Raw genomic sequence first — 19660 nt, 5'->3', positions numbered from 1 at the left:
ATCTGAAGGAAAACGAAGTTTGCCCGCGCTTTCGACGCCTGGGGGCCAGCAGTTTGCCGTCAGGCGATGGCCATTTGCAGGCCATCGCGGGAACGCCAGCGCAACGATTGCAGGGCCAGGGCGGCAACCCACAACACGCTGATGCCGTAGTTGAGGCGCTGGTACAGGCCGAACAGTTCACCGCCTTGCGCGGCTTTGGCCATCAGCACTACGGTGATTATCGCCAGCACCGAGCACAGCAGCGACCACCTTCCCAGCCACGGGGAGCCTGCCACGCGTTTGCCCAGCCAGATCCACAACACGCTGGCCAGGGTCAGCGAGAGGAACATCAGCAGGCCGCTGAGGTTATGCATCTGTTGCGAGAATGACGGCTCCAGCGGCGCGCAGCCCTGGTCGCAGGGGAACCAGCCGGTACCCAGGCTGCCGACAGCGTGCAACAGCACCAGCCCCGCGCTCAACCGAGCCAGCCCCGAGTAGCGCCAGCGCCGCGCCAGGCCCCAGGCGAACAGGCCGAAGAGCAACGCCAGGGGGAAATTGTTGACCCAGGGCGAGAAGCCATGGGTCGGCGCGCCGACCGCGCCGAGCTGGCTCATGGCCTGCTGCAGATGGTCGTAGCCGGGATAGGCCAGGGCGGTCAGGCCAACGCCCGACAGCAGCCAGAGCGGGATGAGCAGGCCAGTGGCGAGCAGTAGGCGATCGAACGTCTTCATGCGGTTTCCTTCCTTGGAGAGAGCAGGTCGCAGCCTACAGCGCGGGCATGACCGATGGCCAGGCTCAATCGCCAACGAGCAGCATCACCAACAGTACGCAGGCGAGCAGCGCCAGGTAGGCCCGGGCATGCACGTGGTCGGGGATGCGCCCCAGCAAGGGCACGGCCAGGTGCATGCCCAGCCAGGCACCGACCGTCATCACCAGCGCGGCGCGCAGGTCGATCAGCCCGAGCACGCCGGAGCCCAGGTCAGTCTGACTGCTCGGCACCAGGGCATAGACCAGCGTGGCCGCCAGGGCCATGGGCAGCGACAGCGGATTGGCCATGGCGGTGGCGGTGCGCATGCTGGCGCCGCGACGGCGCATCAGCGGCACGGTCATCACGCTGCCACCGACGCCAAGCAGCGCCGCCAGCGCGCCGATGGGCAGGCCGGCCAGGGTTGCGCCGGTACGGCTCATTTCAGCCAGGGCCTGCCCGCCTGTGCGGACGAAGCCCGGACGCAGCCAGGCATCGAGCAGGCTGAGCAGGAGATAGCCGATGAACAACCCGCGCAGCCAGGCGCTGGTCACGTACAGGGCGGCCCAGGCGCCGAGCAGGGCGCCGACGGCAATGGCCGGCGCCAGGGGCCGCACCAGGTCCCAGCGCAGGCTGCCGGCGCGGTGGTGGCGCCAGGTGGCCAGGGCGCTGCTGAAGATCATCACCGTGGCCGAGGTGGCCACGGCGATCTGCATGGCATGCTCCGCCACGGCCGTGCCGGCGCCGTGGCTGGTCAGCAGCAGGGCATAGAGCAGCGGCACGGCGAAGAACCCGCCGCCGAAGCCGAACAGCAAGGTGGTGACGCCGGCACACAAGCCGAACAAGCCAAGCAGGGGGTAGAGCATGGGAACAGCCTCAGGGCCAGGACAGGGGCTCTCAGCGTAGGCCCCTGCCTCTTGGCCGGCCTGCGCCAATTGGCCAATAATCATCTCATCACGGCCAGAGCCTGTTGTCATGCGCAATGTTCCCCTGTCCCAGATCGATGCGACCCCCCGTGCGGTACTGGCCATCGCCACCGATTACCCGCCCGACACCCTGTTGCCCAGGCATGTCCATCGCCGGGCGCAATTTCTGTATGGGATGAGCGGGCTGATGGAGGTGCTGACCGACGATGGCGCCTGGGTCATTCCACCCGGCAGCGGCGTGTGGATTCCTCCCGGCAAGCCACACCAGGTGCGCATGCGCGGCGTGAGTACCCGCAGCCTGTACATCGAGCCGACAGCGCTGCCTCGCCCGGGCCCGCTATGCGAGGCATTGCGTGTTGAACCGCTGCTGCACCAGCTGTTGCTGGCCAGCGCCGAAGTGCCGGCCCTGCATGACGAGGCGGGGCGCGACGGCCTGCTGCTGGGGCTGCTGCTGCACGAGCTGGGCCAGGCCGAGCGCCTGCCGTTGTTCGCGCCGATGCCGACGGAGCCACGTTTGGCGGCCCTGTGCCAGGCGTTTCTGGCGCAGCCGTTGATCCATGCCCGCGCCGAGGCGTGGGCGGGTCAACTCAACTGCAGCCCGCGCACCTTCAGCCGGCGTTTTCGCGAGCAGACCGGGCTGTCGTTCGGCCAATGGCGCCAGCAGGCCTGCCTGATGGCGGCGGTGACACGCCTGGCGGCGGGCGAGGCGGTGACGGCCATTGCCCTGGACCTGGGCTACGAGAGCCCCAGCGCGTTCTCCAGCCTGTACCGCAAGGTCATGGGCCACTCGCCCTCGGCGGCGCGCCAGGGCGCATGAAAACCCGCCCGGACGTATGTGATCGTACAACTGCTTGCGCTATCATCGCGCCTGTCTTCCACAACCAGACAGACAGGGCATGACAGAGCAGCAGGTACAGGCACGGACCCGGCGCAAGCCACGCAGTCTGGCCCAGGAACTGGTCACGGTGCTGACCGAGCGCATTCGCAGCGGCCAGCTCAAGCGCGGCGACAAGCTGCCCACCGAATCGCAGATCATGGCCGAGGAAGGGGTCAGCCGCACCGTGGTGCGTGAGGCCATCTCGCGGCTGCAGGCCGCAGGTCAGGTCGAGACCCGCCACGGTATCGGCACCTTCGTGCTGGACACCCCAAGTACCGGGGGTTTTCGTATCGACCCGGCGACCATCGTCACCCTGCGCGAGGTGCTGGCGGTGCTGGAGTTGCGCATTGCCCTGGAGATCGAGTCGGCGGGCCTCGCGGCCGAGCGTCGCAGCGACGAGCAACTGGCCGGCATGCGCGCCGCGCTGGACGAGCTCAACGAGGGCGCGGCCCATGCCTCGGATGCGGTGTCGGCGGACTTCCAGTTCCACCTGCGCATCGCCCAGGCCAGCGGCAATCACTACTTCGCCGACATCATCAATCACCTGGGCACCAGCATCATCCCGCGTACCCGGCTCAACTCGGCGCGCCTGGCCCATGACGACCAGGCGCATTACATGAGCCGGTTGATGCACGAGCACGAGACGATCTACGAGGCGATCGCCCGACGCGACAGCGAAGGCGCCAAGATGGCCATGCGCATGCACCTGAGCAACAGCCGCGAACGCCTGCGCCATGCTCATGAAGAGGCCGAGGCGCAGCGGGGCTGACGCCCGAGGTGGTCAAAAGCGTGGGAGCCCGGTATCAGGTCTGCTCCCACGTCGTTTCCAATCGCGTTTCCAGGTAGTCAGACTGCCCCTTCGCTCCACTGTCCATTCACCAGTCGCCGCAGCCCCAACGGGTTGCCATCGCGCAACGCTTCCGGCAGCAAAGCCTGCGGGTAGTTCTGGTAGCACACCGGCCGCAGGAAGCGATCGATCGCCAGCGTTCCCACCGAAGTACCACGGGCATCCGAGGTCGCCGGGTAAGGCCCGCCATGGACCATGGCGTCGCACACCTCGACCCCGGTCGGGTAGCCATTGACCAGGATGCGCCCGACCTTCTCTTCGAGCAGCGGCACCAGCCAGGCAAAGGCCTCGAAGTCGTCCGGCTCGCCGATCAGCGTGGCGGTGAGCTGGCCGCGCAGGCCGAGCAGGGCGGCGCGCAACTGCGCCTCGTCGGCGACCTCCACGGCCACCGTGGCCGGGCCGAACACCTCCTCCTGCAGCAGCGGGTCGGCCTCTGCCAGCAGGCGGGCATCGGCCTTGAACAGCTGGGCGCGGGCCTGATCGCCTTGCTGCGGCTGCCCCGCCAGATGCTGGATGCCGGCGTGGGCCTGCAGATGCTCCAGGCCGCCGACATAACTGCGCAGGCCACCGGCATTGAGCAACGTCTGCCCGGCCTGCTGATCCAGGTGCTGGCCCAACTCGCCCAGCAGTTGGCTGAAGCCTGGGGACTGCAAGCCGATCACCATCCCGGGATTGGTGCAGAACTGGCCGGCGCCCAGGCACACCGAGCCTGCCAGTTCGCGGGCGATGGCCTCGCCGCGCTTGGCCAGGGCGCCGGGCAGGACGATCACCGGGTTGATGCTGGACATTTCGGCGAACACCGGAATCGGTTGCGGCCGCTCGGCGGCCATGCGGCACAGCGCGTCGCCGCCTTTCAGCGAGCCGGTGAAACCGACGGCCTGGATGGCCGGGTGCTTGACCAGCCATTCGCCGACACCACCGCCGAACACCATGTTGAACACGCCCTTGGGCATGCCGGTGCGGTCGGCGGCGCGCAGGATGGCGCAGGCCACCAGGTCGGCGGTGGCCATATGGCCGCTGTGGGCCTTGAACACCACCGGGCAGCCGGCGGCCAGGGCCGCGGCGGTGTCGCCACCGGCGGTGGAGAAGGCCAGCGGGAAGTTGCTGGCACCGAACACCGCCACCGGGCCGACCCCGATGCGCATCTGGCGGATGTCCACCCGTGGCAGCGGCTGACGCTCGGGCAGCGCCAGGTCGATGCGCGCGCCGAGGTAGTCGCCACGACGCAGCACCTGGGCGAACAGGCGCATCTGGCCGCTGGTGCGGCCGCGCTCGCCCTGGATGCGCGCGGCGGGCAGGGCGGTTTCACGGCAGACGATGGCGACGAAGTGGTCGTCGAGTTCGTCCAGTTCGGCGGCGATGGCTTCGAGGAACTCGGCGCGGCGGGCCGGGGGCAGTTGGCGGAACGCGCTGAAGGCGTCGGCGGCGGCGCGGGCGGCACGGTCGACTTCGCCCTCGGTGGCCTGGGCGAAGCTGTAGGGCAGGGCTTCGCCGCTGGTGGCGTCGAGGCTGTGCAGGCGTTGCGGGCCAAGGGCGCTGCGCTGGCCGGCGATGAAGTTGTGGCCGAGGATTTCGGGCATGGAATGCTCCTGTAAATGAATGGCTGGGTTCAGGGCCTGGGCGAGTGCTACGCACTCGTTTCGCCGGCAAGCCGGCTCCCACAGGGGGCGTGTTGTCGGCGAAGGACCCAGGCGCGCTTCGTCAGGTGATGGGGGCTGGGTTGAACAGGGTGATGTCGTTGTGCAGCCGGTGCTGTTCGGCCCAGGTCTGCCTGCGGCCGCTGGCCACGTCCAGGTAGTAATGGAACAGCTCCCAGCCCAGCTCCTCGATGCTTGCCCGGCCGCTGGCGATGCGCCCGGCGTCGATGTCGATGAGGTCCGGCCAGCGCTGGGCCAGCTCGCTGCGGGTGCACACCTTGACCACTGGCGCCATGGCCAGGCCATAGGGCGTGCCGCGACCAGTGGTGAACACATGCAGGTTCATCCCGGCCGCCAGCTGCAAGGTGCCGCAGACGAAGTCGCTGGCCGGGGTGGCGCAGAAGATCAGGCCCTTGCGCGTTACTCGCTCGCCGGGCCCGAGCACGCCCTGGATCGCGCCGCTGCCGGACTTGACGATCGAGCCCAGGGCTTTTTCGACGATGTTGGACAAGCCGCCTTTCTTGTTGCCCGGCGTGGTGTTGGCGCTGCGATCAGCGGCGCCCTGCTGCAGGTAGCGGTCGTACCAGTCCATTTCGCGCACCAATGCTTCGGCGACCTCCGGCGTTTCGGCGCGGGAGGTGAGCATGTAGATGGCGTCGCGCACCTCGGTAACTTCCGAGAACAGCACCGTCGCGCCGGCGCGCACCAGCAGGTCGGCGGCATAGCCCAGCGCCGGGTTGGCGGTGATGCCGGAGAAGGCGTCGCTGCCGCCGCACTGCATGCCGAGGATCAGCTCGCTGGCCGGCACGCTCTCGCGGCGGCGCTGGTCGAGCTTTTTCAGGCGGGTCTCGGCCAGGGCCATGATCTGCTCGATCATCTCGCCGAAGCCCAGCGTCGCATCCTGCAGGCGGTACAGCCACGGCTCGCTGAGGTCCACGGACGGATCGCCGTCGTGCATCACCTGGCCGGCCTGGAGCTTTTCGCAGCCCAGGCTGATGACCAGCGCCTCGCCGCCAAGATTGGGGTTGCGCGCCAGGTTGCGCACGGTGCGGATCGGGATGTAGGCGTCGCGGGCGTTGATCGCCACGCCGCAGCCGTAGCTGTGGGTGAGGGCGACCACATCGTCGACATTGGGGTAGCGGGGCAGCAGTTCGGCGCGGATACGCTTGACCGCGTGGTCGAGCACGCCGGTCACGCACTGCACGGTGGTGGTGATGCCGAGGATGTTGCGGGTGCCGACGCTGCCGTCGGCGTTGCGGTAGCCCTCGAAGGTGAAGCCGTCGAGTGGCGGCAGGGCGGCGGGCACGGCGTCGCAGCGTGGCAGGCTGGCAAGCTCGGGCGCGGCCGGCATCGCCAGTTGATCTTCCTTGACCCAACTGCCCTGGCGCAGGTCTGCCAGGGCATGGCCGATGACCTGGCCATAGCGGCGCACCGCCTCGCCCTTGCGGATGTCCACGGTGGCGACCTTGTGGCTCTGCGGCACGCCCTCGACCAGGGTCAGGCCATCGGCAAAGCGCGCGCCTTCGCCCAGGCCGCCGTCGTTGACCACCACCACGACGTTGTCGTCGGGGTGCAGGCGTACGTAGCGGGGCGACTCGGAATGTTCGATCAACTGCATGGTCAGGCCCTTCTTGTCTTGTCTCTCAGGCGTGGTGCTGTCGCCGGCGCCGTTGGGCGCCGACGTGTCCGGCTTACTGGCGGGCCAGTTCGGCGTCGGGCGCAGGTTCGCGCTTGGGCGGCTCATTGAGCTCGATGCGCTTGATCGGGCCGACGATCACCAGGTAGCTGAACACCGCCACCAAGGCGTTGGCGCCCACATACACCAGGGCCCATTTGAACGAACCGGTGGCGCTGATGATGTAGCCGATGACGATCGGCGTGGTGATCGAGGCGATGTTGCCGAAGGTGTTGAACAGCCCGCCCGACAGGCCGGCGATCTGCTTGGGCGAGGTGTCGGCGACCACCGCCCAGCCCAGGGCGCCGATGCCCTTGCCGAAGAACGCCAGGGTCATGAAACCGACCACCATCCACTCGGCCTCGACGTAGTTGCAGAACACCATGGTGGTCGACAGCAGCAGGCCGCAGACGATTGGCAGCTTGCGCGAGAAGGTCAGCGAGTTGCCGCGACGCAGCAACCAGTCCGACAGCACCCCGCCGAGCACCCCGCCGATGAAGCCGCATACCGCCGGCAGTGAAGCGATGAAGCCGGCCTTGAGGATGGTCATGCCGCGCTCCTGCACCAGGTAAACCGGGAACCAGGTGAGGAAGAAGTAGGTGATGGCGTTGATGCAGTACTGGCCGAGGTAGACGCCCAGCAGCATGCGACTGGTCAGCAGCTGCTTGATGTAGCCCCATTTCGGGCCCTCGCCGCCGCGTTTCTGGTCCATGTCCACCAGGCCGCCGTTCTGCTCGATATGGTCGAGTTCGGCCTGGCCTATGCGTGGGTGCTGGCGCGGGTTGTAGATGGTCTTCATCCACACCGCCGAGAACACGATACCCAGTACGCCCATGACCACGAACACATGTTCCCAGCCGAAGGTGAAGACGATCCAGCCCATGATCGGGGCGAACAGCGCGGTGGCGAAGTACTGCGCCGAATTGAAGATCGCCGAGGCGGTGCCGCGCTCCTGGGTGGGGAACCAGGCCGCGACGATCCGCGCGTTGCCGGGGAACGACGGCGCTTCGGCGAAGCCCACCAGGAAGCGCAGGGTGAACAGCGTGACCACCGCCCAGGCCACCGGCAGCCCGCCGACGAAGCCCTGCAGCAGGGTGAACAGCGACCAGGTGAAGATGCTGAAGGCGTAGACGTTCTTCGAGCCGAAGCGGTCGAGCAGCCAGCCGCCGGGGATCTGCCCGGCCACGTAGGCCCAGCCGAAGGCGGAGAAGATGTAGCCGAGGGTGACCGCGTCGATGCCCAGGTCTTTCTGCAGGCTGGAGCCGGCGATGGCGATGGTGGCGCGGTCGGCGTAGTTGATGGTGGTCACCAGGAACAGCATCAACAGGATCAGGTAGCGTACATGCGTCTTTTGCGTCGCTTGCATGCTGGTTACTCCCACTCGTTATTTTTATACGGGGATTGGTTGTAGGCCGGAGCGGGGCGTCCCTGCTCCGGCGGCGGCTTTGGCAGGCCGCGGGGTGCTCGCTTATTGCGGGCCCATCTTGTCCATCAGCGCGGCGAGCATCTCGTACTCCTGCGCGGTGAGGTCGGTCAGCGGCGTGCGCACGGGGCCCGCGTCATAACCGGCGAGCTTCGCCCCGGCCTTGACGATGCTCACGGCGTAACCGGCCTTGCGGTTGCGGATGTCCAGGTACGGCAGGAAGAAGTCGTCGATCAGCTTGGCCACGGTGGCGTGATCGTCGCGGGCGATGGCGTGGTAGAAGTCCATCGCGGTCTTGGGCACGAAGTTGAACACCGCCGACGAATACACCGGCACTCCGAGCGCCTTGTACGCCGCAGCATACACCTCGGCGGTGGGCAGGCCACCCAGGTAGCTGAAACGATCGCCCAGGCGGCGACGAATCGACACCATCAGCTCGATGTCGCCCAGGCCGTCCTTGTAGCCGATCAGGTTCGGGCAGCGCTCGGCCAGGCGTTCCAGCAGGTCGGCGTTCAGCCGGCAGACGTTGCGGTTGTAGACCACCACGCCGATGTTCACCGCCTTGCACACCGCCTCGACATGGGCGGCGACGCCGTCCTGGCTGGCTTCGGTGAGGTAGTGGGGCAGCAGCAGCAGGCCCTTGGCGCCCAGGCGTTCAGCCTCTTTGGCGTATTCGATGGCCTGGCGGGTCGAGCCGCCGACGCCGGCGAGGATCGGTACCGAGGTGGCGCAGGTGTCGACGGCGGTCTTGATCACCTGGCTGTACTCGCTGGCGGCCAGGGAGAAGAACTCGCCGGTGCCACCGGCGGCGAACAGCGCGCTGGCGCCATACGGGGCGAGCCATTCCAGGCGTTTGACATAGCCTGCGGGGTTGAAGTCGCCGGCCGCGTCGAAGTCGGTGACGGGGAACGACAGCAGGCCGTGGGAGAGGATGGATTGCAGTTCTTGTGGATTCATTGTTGTAGGCATCCTGTGGCGCTTGGAAGGAGGAGGTACCAAGGTGAGAGGTAAGTTATCGTACAACTTGTTCTGTGGCTAGCCCTGTTCATGGATTTTCTGCGGGGTAGTGATCAGATCTGGCCTCAGCGCGTGGCCAGCCCGCGCCTATAGTCATGACGTGACAGCTCTGCCGGGCTGCGGGAGCGGGCTTGCGCTGCGATAGGGGCGGCAAGACGACACGAGACCTTATGAGTCATCGTATCTCTATGAGGGGGAGAGGAAAAAAGATCGCGGAGACAGGCACAAGCCCGCCGCCCGCTTCCACGGGAGGTGTTCTGGGACCAGCAGAGGGTGACCGTGGGAAACGGGGGCGACCTTGCGCCGCCCCGCGATCAAAGCTAACGAAGCTTCAGAGGGTCAGGCGGCCTGGTTGCGCTTGACCTGGGACTTGCGGACCTGGGCGCGGCAGGCGTCGCCGAAGGCCTGGAACATCTTGATCGAGTCGGGGTTCTTCGCCGCCTGCCACTCCGGGTGCCACTGCACCGCGAACAGGAAGGGCGAGATGCTCGGGGCGTGGATCGCCTCGACCAGGCCATCCTCGGCATGGGCGATCGGCTCGATGCCGGCGCCCAGGTTGCGCAGGCCCTGGCCGTGCAGCGAGTTGACGCGAATTTCGTCGCTGCCGAGGGTGTCGCGCAGCCAGCTGCCCGGCTTGATCTTCACGCCGTGCACCTGGGCGTACTGGACCTCGACCGGATCTTCCGGGTTTTCCCGGTGATCGTTGAAGCCTGGCTCGGCGTAGACCTTCTGGTAGATGTCGCCACCGAGGGCCACGTTGATTTCCTGCATGCCGCGGCAGATGCCGAAGATCGGCAGGCCACGCTTGATCGCCGCCTTGACCAGCGGGATGTCGAACAGGTCGCGGTCCTTGTCCTGGCCCTTGCCGGGCGTCTGGTTGTCCTGGCCGTAGAGGGCCGGGTCGATGTTGCTGCCGGCGCCGGTCAGGTACACGCCGTCGGCCATGTCCAGGTAGGTCTCGAGGTCTTCGACGCCGCAGCAGGTGGGCACCAGGACCGGGACACAACCGGAGAACTCGACCAGCGGGGAGATGTATTTGTGGGTCATGACCTGATAGTCATGGCCTTTGCGCTCTTGGCTGCCCATGGTCATCAGGACGACGGGTTTGCGCAGGGAAGGTTGCTTGTTGCCAATGTTGCTGTTGGACATATGTCACCTTGAGACAGGTCATGCCTGTCGTTGTTGTGCAGGCGCACGGCCGGGGCCTTGAGTGCTGCCTGAAGCCCCGAGCACTGCCGGCTCGCCCTGCAGGCGATGTCGGTCGGGGCCTGACTCATAGCTTGCCAGAGCCGTTCGATATGTCAAACGAGTGACGAAGCCCCAAGCCGCCATTTTACGGGGGCTGTAGGCCGTCGGAGCCTTGAGCGACAAGGGTTTGGCGCAAGCTAGGTCAATAATATTTAACGACGCAGTCGGCTCTTTGCACCAATGCAATGTCATGCAGGCATGACCTCGGAAGTTCATCATGTCCATGTTGACGGTCTCCGAAGAAAAAACACCCTGCGAAAGCGTACGCCTCGCGGGGTGCAGGGGTGACCATCTCGTTAAGGAGGTCGCCGTAAAGGCGAAAAGGTGAGTATGCGTCGACATGGCGAATGAATGCGCATATAACTTTTAAAACACACGCTGTGTAACTCAAACTCAAACTCAAAGTCAAAGTCAAAGTCAAAGTCAAAGTCAAAGTCAAAGTCAAAGTCAAAGTCAAAGTCAAAGTCAAAGTCAAAGTCAAAGTCAAAGTCAAAGTCAAAGTCAAATGCGATCGGCGTGGGTTTTCACAGTTTTAAGCGCATTCATTTGCTATAATGACGCATAGTCACCTTTTCGCCCTTACGTGAACTGACCCCCGAAAGTTGGACACCTTATCCCCAACCGGAGGGTGTTCCATGACGAAATACAACCTGGCACTCAAGCAGGCACTCATCGAAGAGTGCCTTTCTGCCCGCAGTGTTCATGAGGTGGCGCTCAAGCATGACCTGAGTCCATCGCTGTTACGCCGCTGGGTAAAGGGCTACGAGCAACACGGTGCAGCCGGTTTGATTGCCAAGTACAGCCACTACGACGCGCAGTTCAAATTGAAGGTTTTGCAGTGCATTGAGCAAGACGGACTGTCCGCCCAGCAAGCTTGCGTGCAGTTTGATATCCGCGGCCCGAGTAGCATCAGGCAATGGAAAAGGTTGTACGATAAAGGCGGAGTAGAAGCCCTTCACCCGCGCCGTACCCGAGAGTTCAGCATGCCCCGCAAGCCATCAAAACAGTCCAGCACAAGCCCGCCCACCCCAGCGGACAGCGAGCTGACACCAAAGCAAATGCTCGAAGAGCTGGAATACCTGCGCGCGGAGAATGCTTATCTAAAAAAGCTCGATGCCTTGATCCAAGCGGACCCTCGAACTGCGCAGGCAAGAAAACGCAGGCTATCCAAGGATTGAGGCGCGGGCATCGACTTGCTCTGCTGCTACGTGCTGCAGGGCTGGCACGCAGTACCTTTTATTACCAAAGCAAAGTGCTGGTGGCTGACAAGCATGCTGCTCTCAAAGAGCGCATCAACAGCCTCTATCACGGACATAAGGGGCGGTACGGCTATCGTCGTATCACTGCGGTCCTCGGGCACAATGGCGAGGTGGTCAACCACAAGAAGGTGCAGCGACTGATGCAGTTGATGGACCTCAAATCTCTGGTCAAAGTTAAGAAATATCGCTCGTACCGAGGCTCCGAGGGGGTTGTTGCATCTGATCTACTCAAACGCAAATTCAAGGCAGAAGCCCCCAATCAGAAATGGGCAACCGACGTGACAGAGTTCAAGGTAAAGGGGCAGAAGCTGTTTCTCTCGCCTGTGATGGACCTGTACAACGGCGAGATCCTTGCTTATCAGATCAACCGGCGTCCTGAGTTCAAGATGGTTTCGACAATGCTGGAGCAAGCCTTCGAGCGGCTGAATCCAGGTGACAAACCGATACTGCATTCCGATCAAGGCTGGCAATATCAACAGCCAACTTACCGGCATATGCTGGCTGGGAAGAATATCGAGCAGAGCATGTCACGTAAGGGCAATTGCCTGGACAACGCCGCCATGGAAAGCTTTTTCGGCACGCTCAAGAGCGAGTTTTTTTACCTGGAATCGTTTGAAAGTGTTGAGCAACTGGCATCAGGGCTAGAGGATTACATCGCCTACTACAACCAAGAACGCATCAGTCTCAGACTGAATGGCTTGAGTCCGGTAGAATTCCGAACCCAAGCGCTGGCCGCATAGCGCTACCTGTCCAACTTTCGGGGGTCAGTTCACGTAAGGGCGAAAAGGTGACTAAATGTCGACATCTTCTACGAATGCGCAAACAAAAATCAAAACAATCACTTCCGACTCCGACTCCGACTCCGACTCCGACTCCGACTCCGACTCCGACTCCGACTCCGACTCCGACTCCGACTCCGACTCCGACTCCGACTCCGACTCCGCCCCCCCTCGAAAACCACCCCCTCTGATGAACCTTTCATGACAAAACTTCGGTAGCAATCCGCCACCCCCGTCAAAGCCAAGGACACCAACAAGGCACCTGGCCATCAGGCCAATCAAGCCTTGAGAACCGGCCTGGGAGCGGGGCAATGGGCACTATGGAACGCTACACGAAAGTGGGAATGCAGGAGCTCGACCAGCGTCTGGCCAAGATCGTCGAGGCCGCCCGCAAGCAGCCCGTCTCGGTCTACCGCTACGGCGCTCCCTGGGTATGGATCGTCTCCCAGGACGACTGGCAGGGCGCCCTGCGCGAGGTGGCTAGCTGCGTGCCGCCCGGCCATTCGCTGGCACTGCTCAAGCCGCGCATAGAGGCATTGCTGGACGCGCACCAGCCCGCGCTGGCGCTGCTGGCCGAGCAGCAGGGCATGATCATCGCCCCGCGCACGCTGATGCATGTGCTGCTCCTGCAACTGCTGTATTCGGTGCCCAGCGAGAAGCAGCTCTACGAGCAGCTCAACTACAACCTGCTGTTCCGCTGGTTCACCGGCCTGGAGCTGAAATCGCGGGTGTGGAACTTCAGCCTGTTCAGCCATGACCTCGGCGTGCTGCTGGGCAGTGCCATGGCCGTTTCCCTGCTGCAGCGCATGGTCGACGAAGTGCTCGGCGCGAGCCTGCAGGCCATGCCCGAGTTCAGCCTCAACCTGGCCCTGTTGCACAGCTGGCTGGCCCGCCACCAAGGCCAGCCCGCAACCAGCGACAACCACTAGCAAACCAACGAATTCCTGGCGCTCAAGGGGGCGGAGTGGAGCATTTTTTCTTCAAGCGATGCGGCATGGGCGCAGGGGCGCTGCTGTGCCTGCTGGCGGTCGACGTGGCCGCGGACGAGGCGCAGCGCCGGGTCGAGATCAACGAGTACGTGGTGCGCGGCAACACCGTGCTCGACGCCCAGGCCATCGAAGAGGCGGTCTATCCCTACCTGGGGCCGGACAAGACCCTGGCCGACCTCGAAGGCGCCCGCGAGGCGTTGCAGAAAAGCTACCAGGCCCGGGGCTACCAGTCGGTGTTCGTCGAGCTGCCCGAGCAGAAGGTCGAAGGCGGCGTGGTCTACCTGCAGGTGAGCGAAACCAAGGTCGGCCGCGTGCGGGTGGTGGGCGCCAAGCATTACTCGCCGCTGGAGATCCGTGAACAGGTGCCGGCGTTGGAGGAGGGCAAGGTCCCCGATTTCGCCCAGGTACAGAACGAGCTGGCCACGCTCAACCGTGCCCCGGGGCGGCAGGTCATGCCGCTGGTGCGCGAAGGCCAGCGCCCGGGCACCATGGACGTCGACCTGCAGGTCGAGGACAAGCAGCCCTGGAGCCTGAGCCTGGGCCTGAACAACGACCACAGCGCCGACACCGAGAAGCTGCGCAGTGTCGTCAGCCTGGGCTACAACAACCTCTGGCAGGCCGGCCACAGCGTCTCGCTGACCTGGTTCACCGCGCCCCAGGACCGTGACAACGCCGAGGTCTGGTCCGGGTCCTACGCCGCGCCGCTGAGCGAGCGCTGGACCGTGCAGTTCTCCGGCTACCACTCCGACAGCAATGTCGCCACGGTGGGCGGCACCAATGTGCTGGGCAAGGGCCATTCCTACGGCGTTTCGGCGATCTACAACCTGCCGGGCGTCGGCGCCTGGGCCAACGCCCTGTCGATCGGCGTGGACTTCAAGGACTTCGACGAACAGGTCGGCCTGGGCGGCAGCAGCGACAAGGTCCCGCTCAAGTACGCCCCGATCACCCTGGGCTATACCGGCTACCGCTTCACCGAACAGGACCAGCTGAGCCTCGGCCTGAGCCTGGTGGCCGGGACGCGCAGCCTGCTGGGCTATGGCAGCGACGATACCGAGTTCGATTACAAGCGCTACCGCGCCGACTCCAGTTTCGCCGCGCTCAAGGGTGACGGCAGCTACACCTTCGACTTCGCCGGCGCCTGGCAGAGCGCTTCCAAGTTGGCGTTCCAGCTGGCCTCGGGGCCGCTGGTGTCGAACGAGCAGTTCGCCGCCGGTGGCGCCACCTCGGTGCGCGGCTATCTCGCCGCCGAACGTACCGGGGACGACGGCCTGCTGTTCTCCCAGGAACTGCGCACCCCATCCATTGGCCGCTACGTCGGCAGCTACATCAGCGACTGGCGCTTCTACCTGTTCGCCGAGGGCGCCCAGTTGCGCCTGCAGGACGCACTGCCCGAACAGGATGACAGCTACAGCCTGGCCAGCGTCGGCGTCGGCACCCGCGCCACGCTCAACGACTGGTTGTCCGGCAGCCTCGACTGGGCCGTGCCGCTCAAGGACGGCCCCAACACCGACAAGAACGCTTCCCGCGTGCACTTCAGCGTGCAGGCGACTTTCTGAACGATTGACCTACTGACCGGCATCGGCCTGGAGACCTCTCATGCAACGCCTGATATTGACCTTGCTGCTGTGCCTGGGCTTCGCCCTGCCGGGCAGCGCCAGCGCCTGGTGGCAGGACGACTGGATGTACCGCAAGCAGATCGCCGTGGACACCACGCCCCAGGGCGCCGGCCTGACCCAGGCGCTGGGCCGCACCGCGCTGCTGGTGCGTCTGCACACCGGCAACGTCAGCTTCGACGGCGTCAGCGAAACCGGCGCGGACCTCCGCTTCGTCGCTGCCGACGACAAGACCGTGCTCAACCACCATGTCGAGCAGTTCGATCCGCTGATGGGCATGGCGCTGATCTGGGTCGACGTACCCCGTATAGACGCGGGCCAGCGCCAGGACCTGTGGATGTACTACGGCAACCCCAAGGCCCAGGCACCTGCCGGGCAGCCGAGCTTCGACGCCGACTACACCGCGCTCTACCACTTCGACGGTGCCACCGCCCGTGACGCCAGCCCTTATGGCAACCAGCTGCAAGGGCCGACGGTCAGCGTCGATGGTGTGATCGGCCGGGCCATCCAGCTCGGTGGCCAAGCCTTGCAACTGCCCGCCAGCGCCTCGCTGCAGCTGCCGGCGGGCGCGGCATTCAGCTTCAGCACCTGGCTGCGCCAGGACCAGGCGGTGGGTGAGCAACTGCTGTTGGCGCGCCGCGAGGCCGGCCACAGCCTGCTGCTCGGCCTGGCCGAAGGCGTGCCCTTCATCGAGGTGGACGGCCAGCGCGCCGCCGCCAATCAGGCGCTGGGCGCCGGCCAATGGCAGCACCTGGCGCTGGTGGGCGAGGGCGGCAACCTCACGCTGCTGGTCGAAGGCCAGCCGGTCGCGCGACTGGCCGCGAGCCTGGCGGCCTTCAGCGGCGCCATCGGCATCGGTGGCGACCTGCCAGCGGCTGAGGGCGAGGCCGCCGGCCACTACGCGACCTTTGTCGGCGCTCTGGACGAGCTGCGTGTTTCCCGCGTCGCCCGCAGCCAGGCCAGCCTGCAGGCCGACGTGCTGGCCCAGGGTGCCGAGTCGCGCCTGGTGGTCTATGGCGTCGACGAGGAACAATCCGGTTTCGGCTTCGGTGGCCTGGGCTTCCTGCTCAAGGCGGTGCCGGTGGACGCCTGGGTAATCATCGCTGTCCTGGTGCTGATGATGGTGCAGTCGTGGGTGATCATGCTGCGCAAGCAGCGCACGCTCAATCGCGTCACCGCCGCCAATACGCGCTTCCGCGAGCGTTTCGCCACGGTCGGCACGCGCCTCGAGCAGTTCGCCGACGATCGCGAACTGCATGACCGGCTGACCGACTCCTCGCTGTGGCGCCTGTACCTGGTGGCGGTGCAGGAAATCCGCACCCGCCGCGCCCAGGGCGCCGACACCAGTGAAGTGTCCGCGGCCACCATCGAAGCCATCCGCTGCTCCATGGACGGCGTGCGCACCCGCGAGAACCAGGCGCTGTCGTCGAAACTGTCGACCCTGTCCAACGCCATCGCCGGCGGCCCCTACATCGGCCTGCTGGGCACGGTGCTGGGGATCATGGTGGTGTTCCTCGGCACCGCCATGGCCGGCGACGTCAACATCAACGCCATCGCCCCGGGCATGGCCGCGGCGCTGCTGGCCACCGCCATGGGTCTGTTCGTCGCCATCCCCGCGCTGTTCGGCTACAACCGCCTGACCACGCGCAACCGCGAAGTCAGCGCCGACATGCGGGTGTTCGTCGACGAGTTCATCACCCGCCTGGCCGAGCTGCACGGCGAGGGCCAGGCCGGTGAAGCGGCGCTGCGTCCGGCCGGGCGCAGCGTCAACCCGTCGATCCCGGCGTGAGGAGGCAGGCATGGCATCCGTGAACAACGCCCAAGACGACGACGCTGACGCCGCGGTCGACAGCATCAACATCACCCCGCTGGTGGATGTGCTGATGGTGGTGCTGGTGATGTTCATCCTCACCGCCACCGCGCAGGTCTCCGGGATCCAGGTGCAACTGCCCAAGGCCAGCGCCACGGTGTCGCTGGCCCAGCCCAAGACCAAGGCAATCTCGATCAACGATGCCGGCCAGGTGTTCCTCGATGCCTACCCGGTGACGCTGCAGGAGCTGGAGGACCGCCTGCGCAGCGAAAAGGCGCGCAGCCCGGATTTCCCGTTGATCGTGCGCGGTGACGCGGGCGTGCAGTACCAGAAGGTGGTCGAAGTGCTCGACCTGCTGCGCCGTCTCGAACTGGCCCAGGTCGGGCTGGTCACCGGCAAGCCGAACCAGGGGTGAGGGCAGGCATGGAACCTAAAGCCAACTTCCGCCGCCTGCTGACCTGGGCCGTGCTCGCCGTCGCTGGCGCGGGCCTGGCCTGGCTGCTGTGGCAGTGGGCCAACGACATGGCCGGGGTGCGCCGCGAGGCGCCCAAGGTGCCGGCGATCATCCCGCTGCCGCCGCCTCCACCGCCGCCTCCGCCCGAGCCGCCCAAGGAGCCCGAACCGCCGGTCGAGGAAAAGATCGTCGAGCCGCAGCCGGTGCCCGAGGCCGAGGAGGTCAAGCCCGCCGAGGACGCGCCGGACCCAGCCCAGGACCTGGCCGACCCCATGCAGATGGACGGCGACGCCCAGGCGGGCGGCGACAGCTTCAACGTCGGGGCCGGCAAGGGCGGCGGCATGGCCGGTGGCGGCGGTGGCGGCCTGGGCAGCGGCACCTACAGCCAGTACCTGGCCTATGCCTTCCAGCGCCTGCTGCGCGACAACCCCGAGCTGCGCAACCTGGTGTTCAACCTGCAGGCCGAAATCTGGCTCAGCGCCGCCGGCGAGATCACCCGTGTCGAGCTGCTGCGCGGCAGCGGCGAGCCGGAGGTGGACGCCCAGGTGCTCGCCGCCCTGCGCGGCGCCCGCGCCCTCGACCAGCGCCCGCCGGCCAACCTGACCTTGCCGGTGAAGATCGCCCTGCAGGGGCGCCGGCCATGAACAACGAAGCACGACTGACCCACAGGAGCTGCAAACCCATGAAGTGCCCAGTCAACCGATTGACCCTGGCGCTCGGCCTGCTGGCCGCCGCCACCGCGGTCGGTCCGACCGTCGCCCACGCCGCGCCGTCGGAGAACGCGACCGTCAACCTGATCCGCCTGCTGGTGGAACAGGGCGTGCTCAAGCAGGACAAGGCCGACGCGCTGATCGCCCAGGCCGAGCGCGAGGCCCAGCAGGCGCGGGCTGTCAGCGCCGCGCCGATCGTCGCCCAGGCCCCCGCGGCCAACGGCGAAGTGCGCGTGCAGTATGTGCCGGCCATCGTCCGCCAGCAGATCCGCGACGAGATCAAGGCCGAGGTGATGAACACCGCCAAGCAGGAAAACTGGGCCGCGCCCAACACCTTCCCCGACTGGGCCTCGCGCATCAGCTTCGACGGTGACCTGCGCCTGCGCTACGAATCGCGCGGCTATGCCGACGGCAACAGCAACGAGATCGTCGACTTCGCCAAGCTCAACGACAAGGGCCCGTACGACGTCAACGCCAACAGCGGCTCGAACCTGCCGCCGCTGCTCAATACCCGCGAGGACCGCGACAGCCTCCTGCGCCTGCGCGCGCGCTTCGGCCTCAAGGCCCAGCTGGCGGACAACTGGGTGGCCGGCATCCGCGTCGCCACCGGCTCCAACAACAACCCGGTGTCGACCACCCAGAACCTCGGCGGCGGCTTCGGCAAGAAGGACATCTGGCTCGACCAGGGCTATGTCACCTGGACGCCCAGCGAGCGACTGACGTTGACCGGCGGGCGCATCGCCAATCCGTTCATGTCCACCGATATCCTCTATTCCCACGACCTCAACTTCGATGGCGTGGCGGCGATCTTCGACCAGCCGCTGAACCGCGACCTCAGCCTGTTCGGCACCGTCGGCGCGTTCCCTGTGCAGTACAGCGACGACAGCGCCAGCAGCAACGGCCTGGACAAGGAGGACAGCGACAACAAGTGGCTGTACGGCGCGCAGCTGGGCGCGAAATGGGCGCTCAACGACCATCACCGCCTCAAGGGCGCGATGGCCTACTACCGCTTCGACGACATCGCCGGCGAGCGCTCCAGCCCCTGCGCGCCCTGGGATGGCCAGCCGGCCTGTGACAGCGACGAAACCCGGCCGACCTTCATGCAGAAGGGCAACACGGTGTTCCTGCTGCGCGATATCACGCCCAATCCGGCCAACCCGGCGGCCACGCCGCAGCCGCAGTTCGTCGGCATCGCCTCGGAGTTCGAACTGCTCGACCTGAACCTGGTGTGGGACGCCGACTTGCCCCATGACTTCAAGCTGCGCAGCCAGGCCAACTACATCCACAACCTGGCCTACGACGAGGGCGACATGCGCAAGCGTTCGGCCGGCCAGCTGGCCAACAACATCGACGAGAACGGCAACATCAAGAGCGGCGGCGACGCCTGGATGTTGCAGTTCACCCTGGGCAACGCCCTGGACATGCGCAAGGCCGGCGACTGGAACCTGTTCGCCGGCTACAAGCGCATCGAGCCTGACGCGCTGCCGGACGGGTTCAACGACTCGAGCTTCCACCTTGGCGGCACCAACGCCAAGGGCTATTTCCTCGGTGGCAACTACGGCCTGGCCGACAACGTCTACGCTACAGCCCGTTGGTTGAGCAGCGAGGCAGTCTACGGCGCGCCGTTTGACATCGATGTGCTACAACTTGAAGTCAACACGCGGTTCTAGGG

16 protein-coding genes are annotated in these 19660 nt (G+C 65.8%); 9 read left to right on the top strand and 7 right to left on the bottom strand.

Annotated elements, in window-relative coordinates; translation table 11 throughout:
- Positions 1 to 59 precede the first annotated feature (59 nt).
- Both AAHK21_RS24460 and AAHK21_RS24455 read right to left on the bottom strand, forming a co-directional pair.
- Entirely contained in the window at positions 60 to 710 is a 651-nt protein-coding gene (locus AAHK21_RS24460) for a DUF998 domain-containing protein (protein WP_367858618.1), read from the bottom strand.
- Between the two features lie 64 nt (positions 711 to 774).
- Positions 775 to 1590 (bottom strand): sulfite exporter TauE/SafE family protein, encoded by an 816-nt coding sequence (locus AAHK21_RS24455; protein ID WP_367858617.1) that lies wholly within the window; start codon positions 1588 to 1590, stop codon positions 775 to 777.
- A 109-nt stretch (positions 1591 to 1699) separates the two neighbouring features.
- Between AAHK21_RS24455 and AAHK21_RS24450 the strand changes: the two genes are divergently transcribed.
- Together AAHK21_RS24450 and AAHK21_RS24445 are read left to right on the top strand one after the other, a co-directional pair.
- Positions 1700 to 2467 carry a helix-turn-helix domain-containing protein gene (locus AAHK21_RS24450; protein WP_367858616.1) on the top strand — a complete coding sequence of 256 codons (768 nt, stop codon included), beginning with the start codon at positions 1700 to 1702 and terminating at the stop codon, positions 2465 to 2467.
- A 79-nt stretch (positions 2468 to 2546) separates the two neighbouring features.
- Positions 2547 to 3296: a FadR/GntR family transcriptional regulator gene (locus AAHK21_RS24445; protein WP_367858615.1), complete on the top strand. Its 750-nt coding sequence runs from the start codon at positions 2547 to 2549 to the stop codon at positions 3294 to 3296.
- 77 nt (positions 3297 to 3373) lie between these two features.
- Here AAHK21_RS24445 and AAHK21_RS24440 read toward each other — a convergent pair whose 3' ends face one another.
- From AAHK21_RS24440 to AAHK21_RS24420, 5 genes are all read right to left on the bottom strand, one after another.
- On the bottom strand, positions 3374 to 4954 hold the full coding sequence (locus AAHK21_RS24440; RefSeq protein WP_367858614.1) for an aldehyde dehydrogenase (NADP(+)): 1581 nt from the start codon (positions 4952 to 4954) through the stop codon (positions 3374 to 3376).
- 121 nt (positions 4955 to 5075) lie between these two features.
- Positions 5076 to 6629, bottom strand: coding sequence for a galactarate dehydratase (gene garD, locus AAHK21_RS24435; RefSeq protein ID WP_367859030.1), 1554 nt, complete (start codon positions 6627 to 6629; stop codon positions 5076 to 5078).
- Between the two features lie 73 nt (positions 6630 to 6702).
- Complete coding sequence (locus AAHK21_RS24430) at positions 6703 to 8052, bottom strand: MFS transporter (RefSeq protein ID WP_367858613.1); 1350 nt, start codon at positions 8050 to 8052, stop codon at positions 6703 to 6705.
- A gap of 102 nt (positions 8053 to 8154) precedes the next feature.
- On the bottom strand, positions 8155 to 9066 hold the full coding sequence (kdgD, locus tag AAHK21_RS24425) for a 5-dehydro-4-deoxyglucarate dehydratase (RefSeq protein ID WP_046855388.1): 912 nt from the start codon (positions 9064 to 9066) through the stop codon (positions 8155 to 8157).
- A gap of 399 nt (positions 9067 to 9465) precedes the next feature.
- A complete protein-coding gene (locus AAHK21_RS24420; RefSeq protein ID WP_046855389.1) occupies positions 9466 to 10275 on the bottom strand; it encodes a gamma-glutamyl-gamma-aminobutyrate hydrolase family protein in 810 nt (269 codons plus the stop codon).
- A 734-nt stretch (positions 10276 to 11009) separates the two neighbouring features.
- On the opposite strand from AAHK21_RS24420, the gene AAHK21_RS24415 reads away from it, so the two are divergent.
- From AAHK21_RS24415 to AAHK21_RS24385, 7 genes are all read left to right on the top strand, one after another.
- Positions 11010 to 12373, top strand: a protein-coding gene (locus AAHK21_RS24415; RefSeq protein ID WP_367856463.1) for an IS3 family transposase whose coding sequence is annotated in 2 segments (ribosomal slippage) — positions 11010 to 11475 and positions 11475 to 12373 — 1365 coding nt in all. Because the reading frame shifts where the segments join, the coding sequence is not laid out codon by codon here.
- A gap of 350 nt (positions 12374 to 12723) precedes the next feature.
- Positions 12724 to 13341: a transposase gene (locus AAHK21_RS24410; RefSeq protein ID WP_177182957.1), complete on the top strand. Its 618-nt coding sequence runs from the start codon at positions 12724 to 12726 to the stop codon at positions 13339 to 13341.
- A 65-nt stretch (positions 13342 to 13406) separates the two neighbouring features.
- Complete coding sequence (locus tag AAHK21_RS24405; protein ID WP_367859029.1) at positions 13407 to 14957, top strand: ShlB/FhaC/HecB family hemolysin secretion/activation protein; 1551 nt, start codon at positions 13407 to 13409, stop codon at positions 14955 to 14957.
- 40 nt (positions 14958 to 14997) lie between these two features.
- Complete coding sequence (locus tag AAHK21_RS24400; RefSeq protein WP_367858612.1) at positions 14998 to 16803, top strand: DUF2341 domain-containing protein; 1806 nt, start codon at positions 14998 to 15000, stop codon at positions 16801 to 16803.
- Between the two features lie 10 nt (positions 16804 to 16813).
- Positions 16814 to 17239 carry a biopolymer transporter ExbD gene (locus AAHK21_RS24395; RefSeq protein ID WP_046855393.1) on the top strand — a complete coding sequence of 142 codons (426 nt, stop codon included), beginning with the start codon at positions 16814 to 16816 and terminating at the stop codon, positions 17237 to 17239.
- Positions 17240 to 17247: 8 nt separating this feature from the next.
- Complete coding sequence (locus AAHK21_RS24390; RefSeq protein WP_046855394.1) at positions 17248 to 17922, top strand: energy transducer TonB; 675 nt, start codon at positions 17248 to 17250, stop codon at positions 17920 to 17922.
- Between the two features lie 38 nt (positions 17923 to 17960).
- Positions 17961 to 19658, top strand: coding sequence for a putative porin (locus AAHK21_RS24385; protein ID WP_367858611.1), 1698 nt, complete (start codon positions 17961 to 17963; stop codon positions 19656 to 19658).
- Positions 19659 to 19660: the final 2 nt, after the last annotated feature.

It is taken from the genome of Pseudomonas sp. TE50-2 (assembly GCF_040813665.1).
GTDB lineage: Bacteria > Pseudomonadota > Gammaproteobacteria > Pseudomonadales > Pseudomonadaceae > Aquipseudomonas > Aquipseudomonas soli.
The sequence above is the reverse complement of the archived record's forward strand: the minus strand, read 5'-3'. Positions and strand labels throughout refer to the sequence as shown.

What these genes read in the sequence shown, in the direction of transcription:
- AAHK21_RS24460 (WP_367858618.1), bottom strand. Translation starts at nt 710, where the DNA reads ATGAAGACGTTCGATCGCCTACTGCTCGCCACTGGCCTGCTCATCCCG.
- AAHK21_RS24455 (WP_367858617.1), bottom strand. Translation starts at nt 1,590, where the DNA reads ATGCTCTACCCCCTGCTTGGCTTGTTCGGCTTGTGTGCCGGCGTCACC.
- AAHK21_RS24450 (WP_367858616.1), top strand. Translation starts at nt 1,700, where the DNA reads ATGCGCAATGTTCCCCTGTCCCAGATCGATGCGACCCCCCGTGCGGTA.
- AAHK21_RS24445 (WP_367858615.1), top strand. Translation starts at nt 2,547, where the DNA reads ATGACAGAGCAGCAGGTACAGGCACGGACCCGGCGCAAGCCACGCAGT.
- AAHK21_RS24440 (WP_367858614.1), bottom strand. Translation starts at nt 4,954, where the DNA reads ATGCCCGAAATCCTCGGCCACAACTTCATCGCCGGCCAGCGCAGCGCC.
- garD (WP_367859030.1), bottom strand. Translation starts at nt 6,629, where the DNA reads ATGCAGTTGATCGAACATTCCGAGTCGCCCCGCTACGTACGCCTGCAC.
- AAHK21_RS24430 (WP_367858613.1), bottom strand. Translation starts at nt 8,052, where the DNA reads ATGCAAGCGACGCAAAAGACGCATGTACGCTACCTGATCCTGTTGATG.
- kdgD (WP_046855388.1), bottom strand. Translation starts at nt 9,066, where the DNA reads ATGAATCCACAAGAACTGCAATCCATCCTCTCCCACGGCCTGCTGTCG.
- AAHK21_RS24420 (WP_046855389.1), bottom strand. Translation starts at nt 10,275, where the DNA reads ATGTCCAACAGCAACATTGGCAACAAGCAACCTTCCCTGCGCAAACCC.
- AAHK21_RS24410 (WP_177182957.1), top strand. Translation starts at nt 12,724, where the DNA reads ATGGGCACTATGGAACGCTACACGAAAGTGGGAATGCAGGAGCTCGAC.
- AAHK21_RS24405 (WP_367859029.1), top strand. Translation starts at nt 13,407, where the DNA reads ATGGGCGCAGGGGCGCTGCTGTGCCTGCTGGCGGTCGACGTGGCCGCG.
- AAHK21_RS24400 (WP_367858612.1), top strand. Translation starts at nt 14,998, where the DNA reads ATGCAACGCCTGATATTGACCTTGCTGCTGTGCCTGGGCTTCGCCCTG.
- AAHK21_RS24395 (WP_046855393.1), top strand. Translation starts at nt 16,814, where the DNA reads ATGGCATCCGTGAACAACGCCCAAGACGACGACGCTGACGCCGCGGTC.
- AAHK21_RS24390 (WP_046855394.1), top strand. Translation starts at nt 17,248, where the DNA reads ATGGAACCTAAAGCCAACTTCCGCCGCCTGCTGACCTGGGCCGTGCTC.
- AAHK21_RS24385 (WP_367858611.1), top strand. Translation starts at nt 17,961, where the DNA reads ATGAAGTGCCCAGTCAACCGATTGACCCTGGCGCTCGGCCTGCTGGCC.